Source organism: Pseudoalteromonas sp. MelDa3 (assembly GCF_002863625.1).
GTDB classification, from domain to species: domain Bacteria; phylum Pseudomonadota; class Gammaproteobacteria; order Enterobacterales; family Alteromonadaceae; genus Pseudoalteromonas; species Pseudoalteromonas arctica.
The window spans coordinates 26,304-42,449 of the sequence record NZ_PJBR01000012.1 but is presented as its reverse complement, the minus strand read 5'-3'; the positions used below and the strand labels follow the sequence as shown (position 1 = coordinate 42,449).

The 16,146-nt window shown below is 39.1% G+C and carries 20 protein-coding genes; 14 read left to right on the top strand and 6 right to left on the bottom strand.

The features are described from left to right. The first annotated feature begins 200 nt into the window (after window positions 1-200). From CXF89_RS04695 to CXF89_RS04685, 3 genes are all read left to right on the top strand, one after another. Entirely contained in the window at window positions 201-614 is a 414-nt protein-coding gene (locus tag CXF89_RS04695) for a GFA family protein (protein ID WP_010553118.1), read from the top strand. Window positions 615-627: 13 nt separating this feature from the next. Continuing rightward, window positions 628-1,074, top strand: coding sequence for a Rid family detoxifying hydrolase (locus CXF89_RS04690; protein ID WP_121953947.1), 447 nt, complete (start codon window positions 628-630; stop codon window positions 1,072-1,074). Window positions 1,075-1,175: 101 nt separating this feature from the next. Beyond that, a complete protein-coding gene (locus CXF89_RS04685) occupies window positions 1,176-1,397 on the top strand; it encodes a hypothetical protein (RefSeq protein WP_007581505.1) in 222 nt (73 codons plus the stop codon). On the opposite strand, the gene CXF89_RS04680 is transcribed toward CXF89_RS04685, so the two are convergent. Further along, on the bottom strand, window positions 1,386-2,582 hold the full coding sequence (locus CXF89_RS04680; RefSeq protein WP_121953946.1) for an MFS transporter: 1,197 nt from the start codon (window positions 2,580-2,582) through the stop codon (window positions 1,386-1,388). The two genes, CXF89_RS04685 and CXF89_RS04680, sit on opposite strands and share 12 nt — an antisense overlap. A 106-nt stretch (window positions 2,583-2,688) precedes the next feature. On the opposite strand from CXF89_RS04680, the gene CXF89_RS04675 reads away from it, so the two are divergent. Then, window positions 2,689-3,480, top strand: coding sequence for an AraC family transcriptional regulator (locus tag CXF89_RS04675; protein WP_121953945.1), 792 nt, complete (start codon window positions 2,689-2,691; stop codon window positions 3,478-3,480). A 36-nt stretch (window positions 3,481-3,516) separates the two neighbouring features. Here the strand turns inward: CXF89_RS04675 and CXF89_RS04670 are convergent, their stop codons facing one another. From CXF89_RS04670 to CXF89_RS04660, 3 genes are all read right to left on the bottom strand, one after another. Then, the gene (locus CXF89_RS04670) at window positions 3,517-5,577 is read right to left on the bottom strand and encodes a TonB-dependent receptor (RefSeq protein ID WP_121953944.1); all 2,061 of its coding nucleotides are present in this window, start codon (window positions 5,575-5,577) and stop codon (window positions 3,517-3,519) included. A 74-nt stretch (window positions 5,578-5,651) separates the two neighbouring features. Beyond that, window positions 5,652-6,308, bottom strand: a complete 657-nt coding sequence (locus CXF89_RS04665) for a YoaK family protein (protein ID WP_121953943.1) — start codon at window positions 6,306-6,308, stop codon at window positions 5,652-5,654. A gap of 29 nt (window positions 6,309-6,337) precedes the next feature. Then, complete coding sequence (locus CXF89_RS04660; RefSeq protein ID WP_010553124.1) at window positions 6,338-7,027, bottom strand: substrate-binding periplasmic protein; 690 nt, start codon at window positions 7,025-7,027, stop codon at window positions 6,338-6,340. Between the two features lie 123 nt (window positions 7,028-7,150). On the opposite strand from CXF89_RS04660, the gene CXF89_RS04655 reads away from it, so the two are divergent. The 6 genes from CXF89_RS04655 to CXF89_RS21350 all read left to right on the top strand — a co-directional run bounded on the left by CXF89_RS04655 (window position 7,151) and on the right by CXF89_RS21350 (window position 9,962). Next, window positions 7,151-7,399: a TIGR03643 family protein gene (locus CXF89_RS04655; protein WP_007581511.1), complete on the top strand. Its 249-nt coding sequence runs from the start codon at window positions 7,151-7,153 to the stop codon at window positions 7,397-7,399. Between the two features lie 76 nt (window positions 7,400-7,475). Further along, complete coding sequence (locus CXF89_RS04650; RefSeq protein WP_121953942.1) at window positions 7,476-7,838, top strand: hypothetical protein; 363 nt, start codon at window positions 7,476-7,478, stop codon at window positions 7,836-7,838. 23 nt (window positions 7,839-7,861) lie between these two features. After that, window positions 7,862-8,935 (top strand): endonuclease/exonuclease/phosphatase family protein, encoded by a 1,074-nt coding sequence (locus tag CXF89_RS04645; RefSeq protein ID WP_121953941.1) that lies wholly within the window; start codon window positions 7,862-7,864, stop codon window positions 8,933-8,935. A gap of 243 nt (window positions 8,936-9,178) precedes the next feature. After that, complete coding sequence (locus CXF89_RS04640) at window positions 9,179-9,493, top strand: hypothetical protein (RefSeq protein ID WP_231609134.1); 315 nt, start codon at window positions 9,179-9,181, stop codon at window positions 9,491-9,493. 1 nt (window position 9,494) lies between these two features. Further along, window positions 9,495-9,758 carry a hypothetical protein gene (locus CXF89_RS04635; protein WP_121953939.1) on the top strand — a complete coding sequence of 88 codons (264 nt, stop codon included), beginning with the start codon at window positions 9,495-9,497 and terminating at the stop codon, window positions 9,756-9,758. 72 nt (window positions 9,759-9,830) lie between these two features. Then, entirely contained in the window at window positions 9,831-9,962 is a 132-nt protein-coding gene (locus CXF89_RS21350; protein ID WP_257983178.1) for a hypothetical protein, read from the top strand. Between the two features lie 285 nt (window positions 9,963-10,247). On the opposite strand, the gene CXF89_RS04630 is transcribed toward CXF89_RS21350, so the two are convergent. Both CXF89_RS04630 and CXF89_RS04625 read right to left on the bottom strand, forming a co-directional pair. Then, entirely contained in the window at window positions 10,248-11,624 is a 1,377-nt protein-coding gene (locus CXF89_RS04630) for an NAD-dependent succinate-semialdehyde dehydrogenase (protein ID WP_121953938.1), read from the bottom strand. Between the two features lie 218 nt (window positions 11,625-11,842). Continuing rightward, window positions 11,843-12,358, bottom strand: a complete 516-nt coding sequence (locus tag CXF89_RS04625; RefSeq protein ID WP_010553130.1) for an NUDIX hydrolase — start codon at window positions 12,356-12,358, stop codon at window positions 11,843-11,845. Between the two features lie 233 nt (window positions 12,359-12,591). On the opposite strand from CXF89_RS04625, the gene CXF89_RS04620 reads away from it, so the two are divergent. Genes CXF89_RS04620 through CXF89_RS04605 form a run of 4 tightly spaced genes read left to right on the top strand, consistent with a single transcriptional unit; the run spans window position 12,592 to window position 16,141 of the window. After that, entirely contained in the window at window positions 12,592-13,932 is a 1,341-nt protein-coding gene (locus CXF89_RS04620) for a sigma-54-dependent transcriptional regulator (RefSeq protein ID WP_010553131.1), read from the top strand. Between the two features lie 14 nt (window positions 13,933-13,946). Then, the gene (locus tag CXF89_RS04615) at window positions 13,947-14,156 is read left to right on the top strand and encodes a histidine kinase dimerization/phospho-acceptor domain-containing protein (RefSeq protein WP_007581523.1); all 210 of its coding nucleotides are present in this window, start codon (window positions 13,947-13,949) and stop codon (window positions 14,154-14,156) included. A 38-nt stretch (window positions 14,157-14,194) separates the two neighbouring features. Then, window positions 14,195-15,679: a sensor histidine kinase gene (locus CXF89_RS04610; RefSeq protein WP_121953937.1), complete on the top strand. Its 1,485-nt coding sequence runs from the start codon at window positions 14,195-14,197 to the stop codon at window positions 15,677-15,679. Beyond that, window positions 15,680-16,141 carry a response regulator gene (locus CXF89_RS04605; RefSeq protein WP_002958089.1) on the top strand — a complete coding sequence of 154 codons (462 nt, stop codon included), beginning with the start codon at window positions 15,680-15,682 and terminating at the stop codon, window positions 16,139-16,141. It begins immediately after the preceding gene. Window positions 16,142-16,146 lie beyond the last annotated feature (5 nt).

The window sequence follows — 16,146 nt, the reverse complement described above, 5'->3', positions numbered from 1 at the left end:
TGGTATTGCTGTTTTATTTAAAACATCGGATCATGTTTGTAGCACTTGCTCAACGTTGAAAAATCACTCTAAAGAATTGAAAATCTAACCGAACATACAAATAAACCGGCGAGCAGTTTTTTTATATTTTAAAAATAATGAATCGATATTGCCGGTCTTATATCTCGATTCAATCTTCATAAGCATTAAGGATTTAAATAATGGAAATTACTGGAAGCTGTTACTGTGGTGAAATTAAATACCAAGCAAAGTCTCAAAATAACAATGCACTTGTTTGCCATTGTAGCGATTGCCAACGTATGTCGAGCGGCCCATTTAGAGCCGTTATAATTGCAGAGCCAAACTCGGTAGTGTTTACCCAAGGTGAGCCAAAAGAGTTTGTTAAAACAGCTCAAAGTGGTAACAAGCGTGCGCAAGGTTTTTGTGGCACATGTGGTACAACACTATATGCAACTAACGAAGCTAAAGCTGACCGTGTATATGGCTTGCGTATTGGTGCGGTTGATCAGCGTGATCAGTTTACGCCAACAGCACAAATTTGGTCTAAATCGACGCTTAATTGGCTTAACGAATTACACCAAGTGCCTTCATTTGAAACCACACCACAAAAATAAGGTAAGCCAGGTAATGAACTCACTGATAAAAACCGCTTTTTTAGCAAGCACATTAATTACCGGCAGTGCATTTGCAGCTTCGAGTAATGTCGACTTTTTAAATGCAGGCAAAGCTAATTCTAACTTACCATTTTCGCAAATAGTAAAAGCCGGTAATACGCTTTATATGTCGGGGCAAATAGGTGTTAACCCTGTAACAGGTAAGTTGGCTACAGGCGGTTTTGAAGGCGAGGCTAAACAAACACTTGAAAATATTAAACGCACTTTAGAGCTGCATAACTACAGCATGAGCAACATAGTTAAATGTACGGTTATGCTAACTGACATAAATGACTTTAAAGCATTTAATGCTATTTATACTCAGTATTTTAGTGCGCCGTATCCTGCACGTAGTGCTTTTGCTGTAAAGGCGTTAGCGCTTGATTCTTTAGTAGAAGTTGAGTGTATAGGTGCTGTTTAGTTGATACTCAGCAGTATTACTTCTAAAAAGTAATACTGCTTTTGAAATTTTATATACAAAAAGGCTGTCTATTTGAGTAGTTACATAACAGAGGAAATATTATGTGTAGTTCACCTAAAAGCAGCCGAGCAGTTAAAAAAACAGCCATTAGTTTTAATGATGAGCTTACTCAAGAACAGCGTTTACGTTTTGCTGCAAAGGCTAATTTAGCGCAAGAGCGCCGTGAACAGCGCGAAGCGACTAATAAACGCTATGAGCAAAAACACACGAGCAACAAAACTTCGTCTGGTTTATTTTCGTGGTTACAGCAACTAGTTAGCTGATTTAGCTAAAGTAGTGTTTTTACCACTGCCTAAACCACATAATGCACACAGTACTCCAGCAATAGCGCACAGCCATAATGGCGCACTCCAACTGCCTGTTGTAGTGTGTAATGCACCAGCTAGCATAGGACCAATAGCCGCGAGCAAATAACCTACGCTTTGCGACATTCCCGAAAGCGACGCTGCTTGTTGCGAATCGTCAGTTCGCAAACTAATAAACGACAGCCCCAATATAAAACACGCTCCAGAGCAAAAGCCCAACATTAGGGTCCAAACAAAAGCAAAGTTAGGCATGTAAAGCAGCCCCAATGCACTAAGTGCACTCAACATGGCTAAAATAAAGCTAAGCACGCTTTGATCTTTTAATTTGGCAAGTAACGGAATTAATATTAAACCCGGTAATGCAGTCGCTATTTGAAAAGCACCATGATAAGCACCTGCTTGCGTGGCACTTTGGCCTGTTTCGATTAATATGCTTGGTAACCACGTAATAATTATATAATTTAAAAACGAGTTTAAGCCCAGCAGTAGGGTAATTTGCCATGCTAGTAAATAACGCCATACACTTTTTGACGTGTCAGCGTGTTGAGCAATACTCGCGGGTTTTGTGTGCTTACTTAATTGCGACATCCATACAATAATACTCGCCAGAGTAATAAGAGCTGATGAGCCCAGCGCAAGTTGCCATCCTAATCCGTTTAACTGACTAAGCGGAAATACCAAAGTGGAAAACCCACCCGATACCACGCCCATAGTAAGCACGTAGGCTGAGGTCATTAATGCAACCTTTGCAGGAAAGTCGCGCTTAATTAAACTTGGTAATAATACGTTTGCAATGGCAATGCCCACACCAATAATAGCGGTGCCTACAAAAAGCATGGCTGAGGTATTTATTACCCGCGCTGCAACCCCAGCAAGTATAAATAACAAAGCTACAAACAAGGTGCGCTCTAACCCCTGCTTTTTAGCAAGAGTTGCGGCCATTGGCGATACAACCGCAAAGGCAATGAGTGGCAATGTTGTTAAAAACCCAGCTTGCGATGCGCTAAGCCCAAAGTGATTAATAATTTGTTCAAGCACAGGTGCAATACCTGTAAATGTGGCGCGTAAATTTGCGGCAATAAGTAATATACCAAGCACAAGTAATATGCCAGCAAAGCGTGATTTAGGTGTGTTATTTAACAAAAGGGGAGACCATTAAAGCTAATACTTAATGGGCGCTAGTATAAAGGCTTAGCAAAAACTATAATTTAGAGATAATGACATTAAATAACTAAAAACAGACAAAACTATGTTTGATGCAATTGGTTGGGACGACATTAAAAATTTTGAAACTATGGCGCAGCCCATAATAGCCAAAATAGAGCACGCCCATGCAAGTCACGAAATACCACTACATACCCATCCTAAAGGGCAGTTAATTTTAGCGCTACATGGTTATGTAACGTGTGAAGTGTCAGCCAAAATGTGGATGGTGCCCACGCACAGTGCAATTTGGATCCCAGCACAAAAGGTGCATAGCAATAGGGCGTCTGATAACGCGCAGCTTTGTCATTTATTTATTGATAGTAGTAAAAACGGTATGCCGCTAAATACCTGTACGTTAGCTATTACGCCGTTAGTTAAAGAGCTAATGTGCGAGTTGGCTGCGCATAATCAGCACTATACTTTAAATAGTAAAACAGCACGTTTAGCGCAGGTGTTATTTGATCAACTTATTGAAATGCCAGTACAACCACTCGATTTTGTATTATCTAAAAATGAGGTAATTCAAACTATGAGCGATCAGCTCATAAACAAGCCAAACAATCGAAAAACACTACCACAATGGGCTAAGCAGTTTGCATTAACTGAGCGCACATTAGCGCGGTTAATTAAAAAAGAAACAGGTATGACATTTGGAAAGTGGCGTACGCAATTGCATATAATTACAGCCTTAAAAGCGCTTTCTGATAAGCAAAATGTGCAGCAGGTGTCGGAGTTATTAGGGTATGAATCGGTTAGTGCGTTTATTACTATGTTTAAAAAGGTGATGAAAAAGTCGCCCATGAAATACATGAGCGACTTAAATCAGTTAAATTAGGTTAGCCCTTAAATTAGCTTAGCCCTTAAATAAGCATTACCACGTATAAGTTGCCGAAAGCATGGCGTTACGTGGTTTGCCAGGGAAGTATCTGTCGCCGGTAAAGCTGGTGTAATCGGCGCGTTCCGCATAAGCCTCATTAGTTAAATTAATAATGCGGGCAAGCACTTCAAGGTTATTAGTAACTTGCCACTGAGCGCGCAGGCTTAAAACATCATGCCCTTGGTACTTATTTAAGTTTTCTGGGTCGGTGTAGTAGTTACCAACGCGGTGCCACTGCAAAGCAAATTGCGCGTTGTTTAATGCCTGCCATGTTAAATCGAGATTAGCAATATTACGCGGCGCGGTGTCTATGTCGTTGCCGTTTATATTTAAACCGTTAAGTATTTGGTTGTTAGTATAAGTATGCTTTGCGTGCGTGCCTGCAAAGTTAAGCGCAAGCGACTGCGTTAGCTGGTAGTCAAGCTCAAGCTCAATACCACGATGGCGAGAGCTGCCATTATTTACCGTAAAAAAGTCACTATCGCGGTAAATCGTATTGTGTTTACTCATAGCGTAAACAGACACGCCATAACGTAGCTTTTCGTAAATCCCTTTAATACCTAGTTCTGCGTTATTGGCTATTTCGGCGCTTAAATTTGCAGTGGTTTGCTCGCGTTGTAATTGGTATAGCTCAGCCGCTTGTGGCGCTCTGTAACCGCGAGAAAAGTTTGCATAAAGCGTGTTATTTGTATTGTACTGATAACTAACCCCAAGCTTTGGCGATAGATTACTAAAACTATTTTTCCCACTTTCAGGGCGGCTGTATCGGCAGCCACCAAAGCCGCATTCTGTGCCATCGTCTTTTGTTCTACCTGCTAGCATATTATTGGTGTAGTCGTACTGCATATGCTCGTAGCGCACACCTGCGGTAAGTAACCACTTATTTAATTGCCAATCAATAGATGCAAAAGGGGCATAAAGCGTGGCGTTTACATCGTAATCGTAATGCTTACCTTGTGGCACTGTAGCAACTAAAAATGCAGAACCTTGAGTGGGCTCATTTTGGCTTTGAGTAAAGTCGGCTTGCGTGTATTCGCCATCAAGCCCTAGGTTTACTTTTACATTACTTTGTAAATTATATTGATAAAGCGATTGTATGCCAAAACCAGTTTGACTGTTTTTTTCAAGCGGTGTGCCGGGTAAAAAGTGCTTAAAAAAGTCCATGCTTTGGTCGCGAAAATATAACGTAGTAGAGAGCACATCATCGTTATTTAATTGCCATGTTGCATTGCTCCACGCTCTAAATGAACGTGCTTTTCTAAATGCGTCTGGGTCAAAGTTTTTTTGCGAGAGGTCTTCGTTTTTATAGCTTTCAAAGCCCGTAATAAATCCCGCAGTTTGCTGATCTAGGTTTGTGTAAGTAAGCCCAGAGGTAAGTAATAAATTATTATTTGAATAGCGATGGCGAATATTAACTTTTTGTTGCTCTACGCTTTCGTCGTCGCGGTAACCGCTATCGTCGGTAACACTTGCGTTAATGCCTATACCGCTGTTGCCGTAATCTTGTCCTGCGCGTAATTTGTAGCGAGTATAGCCGTACGAGCCATAATCTAAACCAACTAAACCACCGCCTTGTGTGGTGTCGGGTGTTATTACATTAATAACACCATGCACAGCGTTTGAGCCATAAAGTGCAGAGCCAGGGCCTTTTAGCACCTCAATGCGCTGCGCCATTTCACTGTGCGCTTCAAATAGCTCGTTTATGTTACAAAACCCAGCTGCTCTCAGTGGTATGCCATCTTCTAGAGTCAATATGCCACCACAAGCGCCTGCGCCCGAAAGCACTTGTGAGCGAAGCGCGGGTAAATACTCTTGGCCATTTCCGCGTTGAATATTAGCACCCGCTACACGTTGCAGAGCTTCTTCAATATGGGTAGGGGCTATGCTATTTAGCTGCGCTTGATTTAGTGTGCTTATTGATAAAGGGAGTGGGGTAGATAGCGCTTCAATACGTGATGCAGTGGTTGTTATGGTTTCTATTGCATCATTATTTTGATTATTGGCAAACGCAGTGTGGCTAAAGGGTAATATCAGCGGCAAAAAATAAGGTTTCATACATTCCTTGAAAGTAATCTATATTGCATTACCTCTATAATATGCGGTTTTAATGTGCTTTTAAACTTGTTGCGTTAAAGCGTACGTAACCTATGTATTTTGTATATGAAAGATAATATAAAGCATGCGGCTGCCGGAAATAATAACGCGAGCACTAAAAAGTACTCAAATAAAATATAACCAACAATCCCACCTAGTAAAAAGCCGCTTATAATGAGTAAAAATATAACGCATTTACGCGTATCAAATTGCTCACCTTTTAGCGCTTTTCCGATCATTAAGCCAAGGTCGGTAAAAATACCGGTTAAATGTGTGGTACGTATAACTGCACCACTGTAATTAGTTGCTAGCGCATTTTGTAGCCCACACGCAGCAGACGTTAAAACAATACCGTAAACGAATGTATTTTTAAGTAAATAAGCACTCGCCAGTAATAACAGTCCTTCAATAAAAAGCAAAGTGTCGTAATGACGACCAAGTTTTAATGAGCCACCAGAGAGCAAAAAGCCCGACAGCGCAGAGCCCAACATAAAGCTAATAATTATTGAAAGTAGCAATAAGGCAGTGCTGGGGTTAGTTATTACTTTAATACCAAGTAAAGTAACAGAGCCAGATACATGCGAAATAGCCTGATGCTCAAATCCTAATAAGCCTACAGCGTTTATTACGCCCGCTATAAATGCGAGCGTAAACGCGCCATATTCAACCCATTTTGGTAGTTTTGTAAACATTGGTTATCTCTTAACGTGTGCAGTGTTAATTATTGAGTTTGTGCTTTAAAACGTTTTATTTGCTCATCAACTAATTTTGTATCAATTACGCCACGCTTAAAAGCAATGTAAGTAGGAAACGTAAACTCATTTAATTGCCGAGCATAAATGTTTTTATATTCTTTTGAGTACCACAAACCTGCTTGATAGTTAGTTATTGCGTATTCAACACGTTTTTTTTCTAGTAGCTCAAAAGTGTCTTTAGTTGAAAGTGAGCGAAGTAGATTATTCTCATCAAGGCTGTACTTTTTAGCAATAACCTCAGGCAAAGCAACGCCGCGCAGCATCGCTATTGGGGTATTTGATAAATCGTCAGTGAGCAGTTTATCTTTGTTTAAAGTAAATAAACCATACTTAGTAGTGTGCAAAGGCACGCTTGTAAAATCTAAATACTTTGCACGTTCCTCTGTATTGGCCAAAGAGAAATAGCAGTCGTAGTAACCCAGCGCCATTTCTTTTTTAACGCGCGCCCATGGCAGATGAATTACGTCAATTTTAAGATTTAAATTACGCTCAATAAACGTTAAATATTCAATATCTAAACCCGTGAACGTATCGCTTTTCTCATCAAATATAGTAAAAGGCGGGTAGTGGGTTGTTACGCAGCGCAGGGTTTTACTTGGCGCTGCAAGTAATAACGAAGGTAAAGTTAAAGCTAAAAACAGGAATATTGCGCGCATAAATATAAATTCGATATCTTTTAAAGTACATAACTTGAACGCCAATTATACAGTTACTGAGTTTAATTGCATTGATCTAAGTATTTTTACCTAGCGTATAAGTTAAATTTTGTGAGATATACCATGTTTAACGCAGAACAGCAGTCACGCATTATCGAAATGGCGTGGGAAGATAGAACCCCCTACGAGGCTATAGAGCAGCTATACGGATTAAAGTATCCGCAGCTGGTGGTTTTTATGCGAGACAATGTTTCAAAAGGCAGTTTTAAAGTTTGGCGTAAGCGCCATGCAGGTCGTAAAACAAAACATTTAAAATTACGCGATCCCGCTATTATGCGAAGCCACTGTAAAACACAATATAAACAACGTTAAATAGGTGTTAGTTGTTTCATATGATGTTCATCCGTGTTTGTTAACCTTTAGCTATTAATTATGCTAGAGATTATTTATGAAAGCACCTATATACACAGCACTAATAGCATTGGCTTTATGTTCAATAAGCGCAGACGCAAAACCGCATAAAGATAAGCATGGTCATAAACACGGCCATAAAAAGCATCATTCACATAAGCATAACGACAATGACTACCTTTCTAAAAAAGAGGCAAAGCAGCTAATCCGCGCAGGTTGGACGCCACCAGGGCTAAGTAAAAGCTATCATCGAGGCGACTTTTTAGAACGCGATTTATACAAAAGAGGTAGAGTGATTGAACGCTCTAGAGATAATGGTACAGTGAGTATAGAAATAGACCGTACAGTTATCCATATGGTGCACGATACTCGAGAAATACTTTCAATTCTAAGTCGCTAAATTAACTTTATAAGGATATTAAAATGCTCATTGCGCTGGCTATAATTATTGGCTTTTTTTTACTGGTTACCTTATTACCTATGTCGTACAGCCAGCATTACTTAGTGCGTAGCTGCGATTTTGTGCGCTTACAGGTTTTTTATATTGCCAGTTTTGTAGCCGTTACTTCGTTGTTTTTATTATGGCAAAGTAGCGCAATAGGCTATGTATTTATAGCCTTAACCTCATTACTTATAATGATTTTACAAGGTAAATGGATTTACCCGTATACGTGGCTTGCTAAAAAAGAAGTGCAAAGCGCACCTAAGCACATCGACCATAGCATTCGAATTATGTCGGCAAATGTACTTATGTCGAACCATAAAAGTGAGAAGTTAATTAGTCTTGTTGATGAGCATCAACCCGACCTACTTATTACGCTTGAGAGCGATAGCTGGTGGGAAAATAAATTATCAGTCATTAAAAAAAATTACCCGTATTACATAGAATGCCCTAAAGACAATCGTTATGGCATGCACTTATACAGCAAGTTTAAAATACTCGATGCACAAATATGTGAGCTTATAGAAGAAGATATTCCCTCAATTCATATTTTGTTTGAAAACGATGAAGGCCTACAAATGCAAGGGCACTTTATTCACCCAGCACCACCAAGCCCGACAGAGGAAGACTCATCACGTCCGCGCGACTCAGAGCTAATAATGGTGGCTAAAGCACTTAAAAACCCTACACGACCTACCATAGTTGCCGGAGATTTAAACGACGTAGCGTGGTCGCGCAGCACCCGTTTGTTTATGCAAATAAGTGGCTTTTTAGACCCTCGAAAAGGCCGTGGTTTTTATAATACCTTTCATGCAGGCTACTTTTTTATGCGTTGGCCGCTCGATCATTTATTTCACAGCGAAGGCTTTAAAGTAAAGCGTATTAAGCGCTTAGCTAAATATGGCTCAGATCACTTTGCGCTACTCACTGAGCTTTCTTACGAAAACGCTAATCAGCAGTCATTAGAAACTAAATCGGCGCAGCACAAGCAAGAAGAAATCCAAGAGCTCGCAATGAGTAAAGCCGATAAGCGAAAGGTGCCGAGGTTTGATTAGTAACGTTAGATATAGCGGTATTTATATAAAGCATTGAGTTATTAATAGCTGAAGCCTGACTTGTGTTGAATTGTTACTGTGTTATTTGGTTTATACTTTATTTTTAATATATATACTTGTTTTCTTAGAAGTAAAGAGTGGTAAAGCTCTCAAAATAAGCGCTGGCAATTAACTTACCTTGTTTGTACTTTTTAGTCATTGAGAATAGCGTTAATACGTTCAAAACGTTGGATGTTCGATTATATGTTTGAGTTTTTTCGGCTTACTTTATTGGTTTTAGGTGCTATTCCTTTACTTGTATACCCATTTGCAGTTATCGCTAGTCTTATGGGCTTAGGAAGTAAGCCTAGTATTAATATTCCATTGTTTAATAGAATCATGAATAAATTTTTTCTATGGGGCGTTTTAATATATCCCATGGTGTTTTTTGGATGCTATTGGCTTAGCGATAATTTTATAGAATATGACCTTATATTGGCTTCTCTGCCCATGTTTTTTTTACTATTACTCTGGGGCAGTTTTCACTTTATGGATGCTCCAGCAAAATACGAAACGTAAAATGGGCACAAAGTTTATTGAAGTTGAAAAATACAAATCAGATAAACGAATTAACTCGATTATTATGCAATTTAGTTTATTCACTAAGCGTTCGATAGCTTTTCTAATACTAGGGCTTGAGAAAAAGCGCTTTGAGTACCTAGCTAAATATTACCTAATCATTCTCCATTCCTCATCAAACTTTCTCGTAAAATACCAAGAGCCAGCTGTAAGTAACGCTAGTAAGCGAAAAATAGTAATTGATGTAACACATCATGTAGGTTAGTTAGGTTTAAATGCTAGACAGTCCTCTCATGCACTTTGAGGGTTCCGAAATCTAATACATCCTTATGAGCAAATGGCTAGTAAAATGTACCCTGATGCAGATACATGTGATATTTCTTGGTTAGTTGTTCAGGCCGCAGTAAATGATTTAGCAAAGACATTAAAAACGACTGAACACTTGGTGGGTATGAGAGTTTACGATTAAACATAAAATTAGACCACGATATTTGTTCAACATTAAAGGCTACTTTTTAGCTTTTAGCTCCTCATATTCACATTAAAAGCGCGATGTAAAATCGCACCTACGAATATATCCAAAACTCGGTACTATCTCTTACTAAAAACTAAGTACTGTCTCCTGAAAACTACTTTCTAAAAGTCATAAAAAAGCCTAAAAGCGGTTACCCACTTTTAGGCTTAATAATTTTTGTATTTTAAACACGTATTAAAAATCTGTATTTAAAACACTTATTTCATTTATGCAGCTAAATTAGCTGGCGATCATAATGCTTTTAACATTAACAAATTCGCGCATACCAAAACAGCCGTGTTCTCTGCCGTAGCCACTGCCTTTAACGCCACCAAATGGTAGGTTAGGTTGTGCTAAACCGTAGCCGTTAATGTTGATCATGCCGGTGTCGAAGTACTTTTTAGCAAGCTCAATGGCTTTTTTCTCATCTTTTGAGAAAATACCACCGCCTAAACCGTAGCGAGAATCGTTGGCGATGCGCATAGCATCGTCGTTATCTTTCGCTTTAATAAGCGAAGCGACAGGGCCAAATAATTCGTCATCGTAGGCCGGCATGCCAGGTGATAGGTTATCAAGTAGCGTTGGTGGGTAGTAGTAACCTGTTTGCGATGGTATTTCGCCACCCGTTACTATGTTTGCACCTGCTTTAACTGATTCCATTACTTGGTCGTGAATGCCGTCGCGTAAATCTTCACGAGCCATTGGGCCTAAGTCTGTGCCATCAGCCATTGGGTCGCCCATTTTCATGGCTTCAAACTGCTCTTTAATTTGTGCTTTAAAGTCATCGTAAAGTGACTCAACAACAACATAACGTTTAGCTGAAACACACGTTTCGCCGTTATTGATCATGCGACCTGTTACACAGGTTTTAACTGCAAGCTCTAAATCAGCGTCATCGAGTACTAAGTATGCATCGTTGCTACCCAGTTCTAACACTGTTTTTTTAGCGTGTTTACCCGCTTCTGCAGCTACTTTTTTACCTGTGGCATCACTACCCGTAAAGGTTACGCCGCTAATTGCTTTGTGCGCAATGAGTGAGCTGGCGGTTTTACCGTCGATGAGTAAGTTGCTGAAACAGTACTCTGGGAAACCGGCTTGTTTAAATAGCTCTTCAATTTTTTCAGCCATGCCAAATACGTTACCAGCATGTTTTAATACGGTTGTGTTACCCGCCATTATGTTGGCAGCACTGTAGCGAATTACCTGATAAAGCGGGAAGTTCCACGGTTGAATACCTAACAGTACACCTGTTGGTTGGTAGCTGATAATTGCACGGCCGCCGTCCATATCACGTTCTTCGTCAGCAAGTACTTGTGGGCCTTGTTCGGCTGTGTAACGACAAATTCCTGCACATAGTTCAACTTCTTGAAAGCCTTGCTCGTATACTTTACCCATTTCTTCGGTCATGAGTTTTGCGATAGATTCTTTTTGCTCTTCGAAAAGTGAGGCTAACTTATTAAGATATCTCGCACGTTCAGTGAACGACGTTAAGCGCCATTTTAAATATGTTTCGTGAGATTTTTCGATTACCTGTTCTGCTTCTTTTTGAGAAAGTAGCGTGTAGGTTTCAATGGTTTGCTCAGTTGCCGGATTAATCGTTTTAACTGTGTTACTCATTTCTATCTCCTTACAAATTAATTATCTATAAGGGTGCAAAACGAAAGCCAATATCAAAAAAACAGTATTAATTAATCTCAAGCTATTGAAATGTAGTATCTATTTTGGGTTTTTTATTCTGCTAATAACTTTTTACTACTATGAATATATTATCCAAAGCAGTAAAAAGTTCTGATTGATGCAAAATTTACAAGGTTGACTGCTCATGCTTATTCAACTTATAGAAGTTCTTTAGCAATGCGCTTTAGTAGGTAGGTTTCTCGTAAAATGGAGAGTCCTTGTTTTTCACTGTTAGCAAGTGTGCGCTCGTTATGAGCAATTGCATCGTTAATATCAACCCATTTAGCAGTCATGCCATTTTGCTGCTCATAATGCTCTAACTGTGCTTTGCCAAACTCGTCGGCAATATTACATACAAAGCAATACGATTTGATATGGATAATATCAAAGTCTTCTTTATACCAAGGGCGATACTCTTCATAGAGTCCAAAGGCTTTAACTACACTTATTTGTTGTGCACCGGTTTCTTCGCTTAGTTCGCGAATTAAGCCTTGTTCAATACTTTCGCCTTCATCTACTCCACCACCAGGTAAGCTGTAATCTTCATAGCGGTTTGTATACATTAAAAGTATTTTATTATTTTTAATAACAATGGCGCGAGCTGTTAAGCGCGTAAACTGACTACCGTGGTCAATATTAATACCTGAATGAACTAAGGTTTTTAATTGCTGCATTTCGTCTCCTTTTTTAAGCTTCTAATGATAACAGTTGCTACCATTCTACAAATAGAAACGATTTTAATTATTTTTCGTAATTTGTGATCGTTTTTTTTAAGCATACGTAAATATAAGGTTGGTAAAATAAATAGCATTGGATTACTTAGCTATTTAAGTAATTAGATTCTAGGCGTGCCTTTAAATTAATATTTAGGATGCGTAGAATAAGAAAAAAAGCATAGGGATTTATCATGTTAGACATACTTTTAGTAGACGATGACGTTGAATTTAGTGACGTTGTTTGCCACATAGTCGAATTCCTCGGCCACAATATAAGCACCGCCACCAGTTTAAAAGAAGCACATCAATGGTTTGAAAATAATACCTTTGACCATGTGCTACTTGATTTTATGTTACCTGATGGTAGCGGTTTGCACTTACTTGATCATTTAAAAACGATTGGGCAATCTCCAAAAATTACACTTATATCGGGTCATCCTTCAGTTAAAGGCATTTTAGCTGAAATGTGTGAGCCAAATGTAGGGCATTTATTAAAACCATTACAACGCGAAGATTTAGAACTCGTTTTAAATGGCCCTAAAAAAACAGTTAAAAAAGCCAAGTCGAGCGGTATTACACGTCACTTTGGTGGGTTAATTGGTGAGTCTGAGCCAATGCAAAAACTATACAACATGATTGAACGCGTAGCTAAAACAAACGCTAACGTGATGCTTATGGGTGAAAGTGGTGCAGGTAAAGAAGTAGTGGCTCAAGCTATTCATAACGCAAGCCAGTGCGAAGGCCCATTAGTTGCTAGCAACTGTGGCGCACTTTCAAAAGAGTTAATTGGTAGTGAGTTATTTGGCCACGAAAAAGGCGCATTTACAGGCGCAATTGCACGTAAAGAAGGTGTGTTTGAGCAATCAAATAACGGTACTTTGTTTTTAGATGAAGTAACCGAAATGCCAATTGATATGCAGCCAAATTTACTGCGAGTGCTTGAAACTAAAAAAGTAACACGCGTAGGTGGTAACAGAGAAATACCAACCAATTGTCGTGTTATTTCAGCCACTAACCGCTCGCTTACCGATTTAGCGCAAAATAATATTATTCGTGAAGATATTTACTTTAGGTTGGCTGTTTTTCCTATTGATATACCGCCACTTCGCGATAGGAAAGAAGATATTCCTTTATTAGCTAAAGCATTTTTAGATCAACTTAATGATGAAAACGGTACCCCATTTAGTTGGACGCCAGCGCAGCTCAAAGAGTTACAAAGCTATGAATGGCCAGGTAATGTGCGAGAGCTTCGCCACGCTATACACCGTGCATTTATTATGAGCGATCCGCAAACCAGCGACATTACTCTACCTGATAACTTAGAGTCGCCTTTTTCGCGCGTTAATAACCAAGCGGCCGAAAAGCCAGTATCAGCAGGACAAACCATTGAAGAAGTTGAAAAAGAACTTATTCATGCAACGCTCGATAAGGTGCAAGGTAATAAAACGCTTGCTGCACAAATGCTGGGTATTAGCACCAAAACACTTTATAACCGCCTTAATGCATATGGCGGTATTGGCGAATATAAATAGATTTGAGGAAGGGCATGACATCCGATAACCAAACAGAGCAACTAAATAAATTAGTACACGATGCAAGAGCGCCGCTTAATCGTATATCGATGAATGCAGAGCTTATTAAGTTGGTACTTGAAAACGATATGCCAAAAGAAAAAGCGCTAGATGCACTTGATAAAATTATTAACAATTGCCAACAGTGTAGTGAAAGTTTACAAAAAATAACTGACTCTCAATAAATAGTAAGTGTTGTACAAACTCTAATTCGGGAAGCTAAATGAGCAAGCAAAAACAGCAAGGTAAAGCGAATGTTACTTGGGCAGCTTTTATAGTTGTTGTGTTAAGTATTATTGTAGGTAACGCAGTTTTAGCATTGAATACGATTCAAGGTTTAACGCAAACCCAAAAGAGCTTAGATAACACTAATATGCTGACTGCGGCAATTGAGCAACTGCATTTATCAATAGTGCAGGCTGAGTCGGGTCAGCGCGGTTATTTATTAACAGAAGAGACTGATTATTTAACGCCTTATTACGATGCTATTGGACAAATTGAAGCTCAAACAGATCATGTTAAGTCACTACACTCTGAGATTGACGGCCAAGCTGAGCGTATTGCTCAGTTGTTAGTACTAGTTGATAGCAAAATTAAAGAGCTAAAACAAACGGTTAATCTTGCTTTAGATGACAAAGAGCGACGTGCAATTTATGTGTTAAATACACATAAAGGTCGGGAGCTTTATAAGCAAATTAGAGAGTATGTTAATGAAATTCAAGACCGTGAATTACTCTTTAAAGTGAGCCATTTTTCAAAGTTAGCGCAAATTAAGAATGAAGCTAAAATCACGTTTGCTATTACAGCAATCACAAGCTTATTACTTATTATTGGTATGTTTGTAATGACACGTCTTAATTTGAGAAATGCAGCTAAGTATCGTTTTGAGCTTGAGAAACAAAACGAGACTTTAGCAACTAAAGTGTCTGAGCGTACGCAAGAATTAACGTTGTATTCTGACGAACTGAGCCGAAGTAACCGAGAGCTTGAAGAATTTGCTTTTGTAGCGAGCCATGATTTACAAGAACCGCTTAGAAAAATTCAAGCCTTTAGTGACCGCCTAGAAACAATGTTTAAAGATGAGCTGGGTGAAAAAGGGATTGATTACATTGGCCGCATGAAAAATGCAGCGCAACGCATGTCTAACTTAATTAATGACCTATTAGAGTTCTCGCGTATTACAACACGCGGTAAAGACTTCGATGATACAAATTTAAACGAAGTAGTAACCGATATATTAAGTGATTTAGAAATTGCGATAAAAGAGTCAGATGCACAAATTGATGTAGAAGACTTACCGGTTATTCAGGCTGATAAAAGCCAAATGCAGCAGCTGTTTTTAAACTTGTTGTCGAACGCTGTTAAATTTAGGCGCCCAGGTGTAAGTCCACATATAAAAATCAGCTACCAAGATAAAGATATTTTTAGTGAGGATCATAATACCAATTTGAGCTTTCAAGTTATTACTATAGAAGATAACGGTATTGGTTTTTCACAGGACTATGCCGATAAAATATTTGTACCGTTTCAACGTTTGCACGGTCGCTCACAATATAAAGGCACAGGTATTGGTCTTTCTGTATGTAGGCGTATTGTGGAACGCCATGGCGGAACAATTACAGCAATAAGTAAAGACGGTGAAGGTGCAACCTTCATTATAAAACTACCTGTGGAAGCTGCGCTTTTCACATTGCAAGGAGAGGCTTAAATGCCCTATTCAAAAGTAAAACCTATTACTATTTTAATGGCAGACGATGATGAAGATGATCGTTTGTTAACACAAGATGCCCTTGCCGAAAGCCGTGTACTTAACGAGCTTCATTTTGTTGAAGATGGCGTTGAGTTACTTGAATATTTAGAACGTAAAGGTAAGTTTGAAGACAAAACAGTGTCGCCACGACCAGGATTGATATTACTTGATTTAAACATGCCAAGAATGGATGGTCGTGAAGCGCTTGAAGCTATAAAAGGGAACCCTAACTTAAAGGGAATTCCGGTTGTTATTTTAACTACGTCTAAGCAAGAAGAAGACATGGTTAAAGGGTATAACTTAGGTGCTGCATCTTATATTACAAAGCCTGTGACGTTTGATGGTTTAGTTGATTTGATGAAAACGCTAGGAAAATACTGGGTAGAGTTTGTAGAGCTACCGACAACATTTAACGATTAATGGAG

Excerpts from the sequence above, each read along its gene's own strand:
- CXF89_RS04695 (WP_010553118.1), top strand. The coding sequence starts at position 201 with ATGGAAATTACTGGAAGCTGTTACTGTGGTGAAATTAAATACCAAGCA.
- CXF89_RS04690 (WP_121953947.1), top strand. The coding sequence starts at position 628 with ATGAACTCACTGATAAAAACCGCTTTTTTAGCAAGCACATTAATTACC.
- CXF89_RS04685 (WP_007581505.1), top strand. The coding sequence starts at position 1,176 with ATGTGTAGTTCACCTAAAAGCAGCCGAGCAGTTAAAAAAACAGCCATT.
- CXF89_RS04675 (WP_121953945.1), top strand. The coding sequence starts at position 2,689 with ATGTTTGATGCAATTGGTTGGGACGACATTAAAAATTTTGAAACTATG.
- CXF89_RS04670 (WP_121953944.1), bottom strand. The coding sequence starts at position 5,577 with ATGAAACCTTATTTTTTGCCGCTGATATTACCCTTTAGCCACACTGCG.
- CXF89_RS04665 (WP_121953943.1), bottom strand. The coding sequence starts at position 6,308 with ATGTTTACAAAACTACCAAAATGGGTTGAATATGGCGCGTTTACGCTC.
- CXF89_RS04660 (WP_010553124.1), bottom strand. The coding sequence starts at position 7,027 with ATGCGCGCAATATTCCTGTTTTTAGCTTTAACTTTACCTTCGTTATTA.
- CXF89_RS04655 (WP_007581511.1), top strand. The coding sequence starts at position 7,151 with ATGTTTAACGCAGAACAGCAGTCACGCATTATCGAAATGGCGTGGGAA.
- CXF89_RS04650 (WP_121953942.1), top strand. The coding sequence starts at position 7,476 with ATGAAAGCACCTATATACACAGCACTAATAGCATTGGCTTTATGTTCA.
- CXF89_RS04645 (WP_121953941.1), top strand. The coding sequence starts at position 7,862 with ATGCTCATTGCGCTGGCTATAATTATTGGCTTTTTTTTACTGGTTACC.
- CXF89_RS04640 (WP_231609134.1), top strand. The coding sequence starts at position 9,179 with ATGTTTGAGTTTTTTCGGCTTACTTTATTGGTTTTAGGTGCTATTCCT.
- CXF89_RS04635 (WP_121953939.1), top strand. The coding sequence starts at position 9,495 with ATGGGCACAAAGTTTATTGAAGTTGAAAAATACAAATCAGATAAACGA.
- CXF89_RS21350 (WP_257983178.1), top strand. The coding sequence starts at position 9,831 with ATGGCTAGTAAAATGTACCCTGATGCAGATACATGTGATATTTCTTGG.
- CXF89_RS04630 (WP_121953938.1), bottom strand. The coding sequence starts at position 11,624 with ATGAGTAACACAGTTAAAACGATTAATCCGGCAACTGAGCAAACCATT.
- CXF89_RS04625 (WP_010553130.1), bottom strand. The coding sequence starts at position 12,358 with ATGCAGCAATTAAAAACCTTAGTTCATTCAGGTATTAATATTGACCAC.
- CXF89_RS04620 (WP_010553131.1), top strand. The coding sequence starts at position 12,592 with ATGTTAGACATACTTTTAGTAGACGATGACGTTGAATTTAGTGACGTT.
- CXF89_RS04615 (WP_007581523.1), top strand. The coding sequence starts at position 13,947 with ATGACATCCGATAACCAAACAGAGCAACTAAATAAATTAGTACACGAT.
- CXF89_RS04610 (WP_121953937.1), top strand. The coding sequence starts at position 14,195 with ATGAGCAAGCAAAAACAGCAAGGTAAAGCGAATGTTACTTGGGCAGCT.
- CXF89_RS04605 (WP_002958089.1), top strand. The coding sequence starts at position 15,680 with ATGCCCTATTCAAAAGTAAAACCTATTACTATTTTAATGGCAGACGAT.